At 46.5% G+C, this 4,102-nt stretch carries 4 protein-coding genes and 1 pseudogene; all 5 read right to left on the bottom strand.

Going from position 1 to position 4,102, the window contains the following annotated elements; all coding sequences use genetic code 11:
- Nucleotides 1-73: 73 nt before the first annotated feature.
- Entirely contained in the window at nt 74-439 is a 366-nt protein-coding gene (locus tag DFP77_RS19245) for an MbcA/ParS/Xre antitoxin family protein (protein ID WP_114413787.1), read from the bottom strand.
- A gap of 86 nt (nt 440-525) precedes the next feature.
- Entirely contained in the window at nt 526-783 is a 258-nt protein-coding gene (locus tag DFP77_RS19240; protein WP_114413786.1) for a type II toxin-antitoxin system Phd/YefM family antitoxin, read from the bottom strand.
- Between the two features lie 261 nt (nt 784-1,044).
- On the bottom strand, nt 1,045-1,467 hold the full coding sequence (locus tag DFP77_RS19235; RefSeq protein ID WP_147270577.1) for a hypothetical protein: 423 nt from the start codon (nt 1,465-1,467) through the stop codon (nt 1,045-1,047).
- Nucleotides 1,468-1,536: 69 nt separating this feature from the next.
- Nucleotides 1,537-2,694 (bottom strand): annotated as a pseudogene (umuC, locus tag DFP77_RS19230) (translesion error-prone DNA polymerase V subunit UmuC); the annotation flags it as partial.
- Nucleotides 2,695-2,944: 250 nt separating this feature from the next.
- Nucleotides 2,945-3,931: an arsenic resistance protein gene (locus tag DFP77_RS19220; RefSeq protein ID WP_072839257.1), complete on the bottom strand. Its 987-nt coding sequence runs from the start codon at nt 3,929-3,931 to the stop codon at nt 2,945-2,947.
- Between the last annotated feature and the right edge of the window lie 171 nt (nt 3,932-4,102).

Raw genomic sequence — 4,102 nt, 5'->3', positions numbered from 1 at the left:
ACGCCACAGTGCCAATGATATGCTGTCACCTGTTGAGTATGAAAAACTGTTCGAAAAGATGATTGAGAAGTGTCTACTGAACTAGTGGCGATTCACTTACCCGCTGCATTCCTTCTTTAGTCCCCATCACTGATTCAGGCGATTGACCATTTAAGGCTAAGGCAGGTTTTTTCATCCATGACGTCCAACTGTCTTCGTCACCAAACAGCTTTAGACCCAATTGATGAACCCTTTCATTCAGCGCTCTCATTTCTGACGCTTCAACTGCCTCTAAAATAGCGGCATAAGTGTCAGCAGGAACACAGTAAAATACGAGGTTACCATCCTGCATTACAGCAACTGGGCTGCCTTTTGAATCATTCATAACAAGATCAAGACTGCTCTCAATATCATGAATATCAATGCATTTTTCGGCATAATTTTTTCGTTTATTGCTCATACATATCCCCTAACATGACTGATAAGTACAATGATGATCAACTGTCTAGGAAACTAGGTCCATACCAGCTATCAGGATAAATGAACCTATAGTTCTTCACTTATCTGCTGCATATGGTCATTCACAGAGCTATCAAAATAGCGTCCAGCCTCAATATCAGCCCTAGCTTCTAGCAAGGCAATCTCAAGCTCATACTCTCTGAACTTAGTGTATTTATGCAAATCCATCACTACATATGTATTTCTACCTCGGACAGATATAATCACTTCTTCATCTTCTAACAAACCGGCCTCAACAGCAGCCACACCCTTGGCTTTTAAGTCAGTAGCAGTAACACCCCTCATAAGCTCACCTCTTTTTTCTTACGAATAGTGCTATTAAAAGTACAGTCTGAACTTCCCAGACTTTACTAGACCACCAAAGTATGAACACCTAAAAAAACCACAAAAAAATGACTCATCATTGTTCTAGTACACCAATTATATGCAATTATATTTTTTCTTATAAATTATATGTTTTCTTATAATTGGGCACTTTTCACTAGAAGTATGACGACACTTCAGCAACAGGCGCATCTTTAGACTCACTCGACTCGATCAAGTTTTTTATAACATCACTCTGCTTTGAAAATAATTTCTTACCTTGAGAAAATCGTCAAGTGAAGGGTTCTCTAGCATAAACTCCCTGGCTGATTTGCCATTAAATGTCGGATGATGTATTGGCCTTTTGAAAAAATCATACTTAAAGCCAGGTGGTGAACTTAGGTGAATCATCTTGTATATACTTACCAGCATCGCCAGTATATCAATAGTGTCTTGGTCTAATTGAAGGCTGTCATTAATCTGTGCGGTCTCTTTCCATTGATTCCAAGTTGAAACCGTAATACCGCCTAGAAGAACACACATCTGTTCATCTGATAAGTCCCAACGCTCTTGTGGAGATTGTTCCTCTAGCCATAATACAACCGTTGCTATTATCTTGCCTGCTGACTCTTTACTGGCATTTTTATTGATACCTTCATCGTTCATGGAACCCTCCGCCATCACTATCGTTTGCATTTTTAATTCGTCGCTGATTTCCATTTTCTACATTTCGAGTCAATACACTTTCGGTAACTCATCCCACCTGGTCGTATACGCTGGAGATAAATGTTCTCTTTTCATTGACCATTGTGGTGACACGCCTTGAGAGGCAAAAAAAACCTTGCCGAGGCCGCTGTGGTTGATTTTGTCCACGACACTCATTAATGCTTTTGAGTTGATTTTTGTATTATCTGCTTGGAATAAATCTTGCTGAAAAGCGCCATGTTCATAAAAATCCGCCAACATTACACCGCCTTTGGCGTAGCGATAACCTGAACGATAGATGCGACGAAACAGCACGTCGGCCACTTCTAATAAGTCTCGCGTGTCGTCGGTTGGGTTAGGAAGTTCTGCAGACAAGGTTTTCGAATACTGCGGTTCGTTTGGAATGAATGGACTGGTACGAACGAACACACTCACCATGCGACAAAAGCGTTTTTCACCGCGTAATTTCTCGGCGGCTCTGGTTGTGTACTTGGCAATTGCTTCCCGTAGTTCGCGCTTGTCTGTCACTTTATGGCCAAATGAGCGACTGCAAATGATTTGCTGCTTTGTTGGCCTGACCAATTCCAGATCCAAACAGGACACTCCATTTAATTCTCGAATGGTTCGCTCCAACACCACTGAGAACTCACTTCGAATCGATTTAGGGTCTGCATTCGCGAGATCCAAGGCGGTATGAATTCCCCTCGCTTTTAGCTTTGCTGTAATACGACGGCCAACACCCCACACGTCGCTCACATCGACCAATGCAAGCAAACGCTTTTGTCTGTCTGGGTCCATCAAATCTACCACCGAACCGGTGGCTGGATATTTCTTAGCCGCATGGTTAGCCAACTTCGCCAACGTTTTGGTTGGCGCAATGCCTACGCCAACAGTAATGCCCGTCCACTGATCGACCTTGGCTTTCACTTGTTTGCCGAACGCCAGCAAATCCATCACATTATTAACACCGGTTAAATCCATGAAGGCCTCATCGATGGAGTACACTTCCAGCCTTGGCGCTTCCTCTTCTAAGATCGTCATCACACGATTTGATAAATCCGCATACAAGGCATAATTCGACGAAAAGCACACAATGCCATGCTGCTTTATTTCGTCCTGAATTTGAAACAGAGGCACTCCCATTTTAATGCCTAGTGCTTTCGCCTCTTTGGAACGCGCAACGATACAGCCATCGTTATATCTGAATGAGCCTAACTGTTAGTAGATCATAACCTATTGAATTATATAGAAAATAACCCACTAACATTTTTCAGGTTTTTTGGCCATTCCTTGTGGATCACACCAGCAATTTATCGGGGCGAACAATGGCCGTCCGACCCAGGTGGTTTGGCGCTAGTGGCGTCCGCAAGAGGCGCGCGCCCAAAAGCTGCCCGCATTGCCAAAAAATCACTTTTGGGTGTGTCCGCCATTTATTAACTTACAAAGTCGTCGACACAACCTGCGATTTGTCACGCCAGACGAAGGCCGGTATTGCGCGGATGTAGATCAGCTCACCAACCAGCTCGACTAGCGTCTGGGTGATCACCGCAGCGGCAGCAAGCCCTCGAATTTCTTCAGGCAGCGCCAGAGCTAACGGGAGAACTACCAAAGAGTTACGCGTTGACGAGCTGAAGGTAACCGCTCTGGCAGTCGTGGAAGGCAGCTTGAAAGCTTTCGAAGCCAGAGCCCCCATCAACGGTGCCAGCAGCATGAAGCCGATGTACACAGGGATCACCGGTGCAAGCTTGTCGATGTCGCGAACGACCGAGGAGATTTGAGAACCGACCACCGCTATCAGAACCGCTGCCATTGCTGGAACGGGCAGCCAGGCCCAGGCGGCGTTCCAACCACCGACGATTTTCGACTTTTTGGCCAGCGCCGCTGTAACCACGGCCAACAACAACGGCGCGACAATCAGCACGAGAAAGGCTTCAACAAAGGGGCCTATCGAGATCACGACGTCGGACTGTCCACCCAACATGAAGGCCAAATACACGGGTAGCAGAACAAGCTGAAGCAGCAGCAGGATTGGTGTCGCCGCAAGGATCCCACGAGAGTCGCCCTTGCCAATATGAGTAAAGACCACCACGTAGTCGATGCAGGGCGTCAGCAGTACCAGGAGAGCACCGACAAGGATCGCTGGGTGATCCGTGAGTCCTCTGGTGAGCCCCCACACCAACAGCGGAATCAATACGAAGTTGGCGATCAGCAGGGCTGACATGAAGCGTTTGTTGCTCAGCCCTTCGCGCAGATCAAGAAAGGGAATTTGTAGGAACATCGCGTACATCAGCACGGCGATAGTCGGAGTCACCAGAGCATTTAACCCCAGAGCGGCCACAGGTGCCATGAGCCCACCGATTGCTGCGGCAATGACCGCGACGAAGTAGATCGGTATCTGGTTCTGTTCAAGTGCATCTCTATCCATAGCGTTCCCCTTGGGTGTAAAAAAGGCCATCAGCCTAAGCAACGGCAGCTCGTCCGTCGAGTGATGTGTGTATTTCGGGTAAGCGGATTAAATGGTTGATCTTACCTTTGCATGAGAGTGAGACAGACCGGCATCTCATCGGATTATCTGGTTGATGCTTCACCTACTGCT

It is taken from the genome of Marinomonas foliarum, assembly GCF_003337275.1.
In the GTDB taxonomy this organism is placed as follows: domain Bacteria; phylum Pseudomonadota; class Gammaproteobacteria; order Pseudomonadales; family Marinomonadaceae; genus Marinomonas; species Marinomonas foliarum.
Note: the sequence above shows the minus strand (reverse complement) of the source record. Positions and strands in the feature narration are given on the sequence as shown.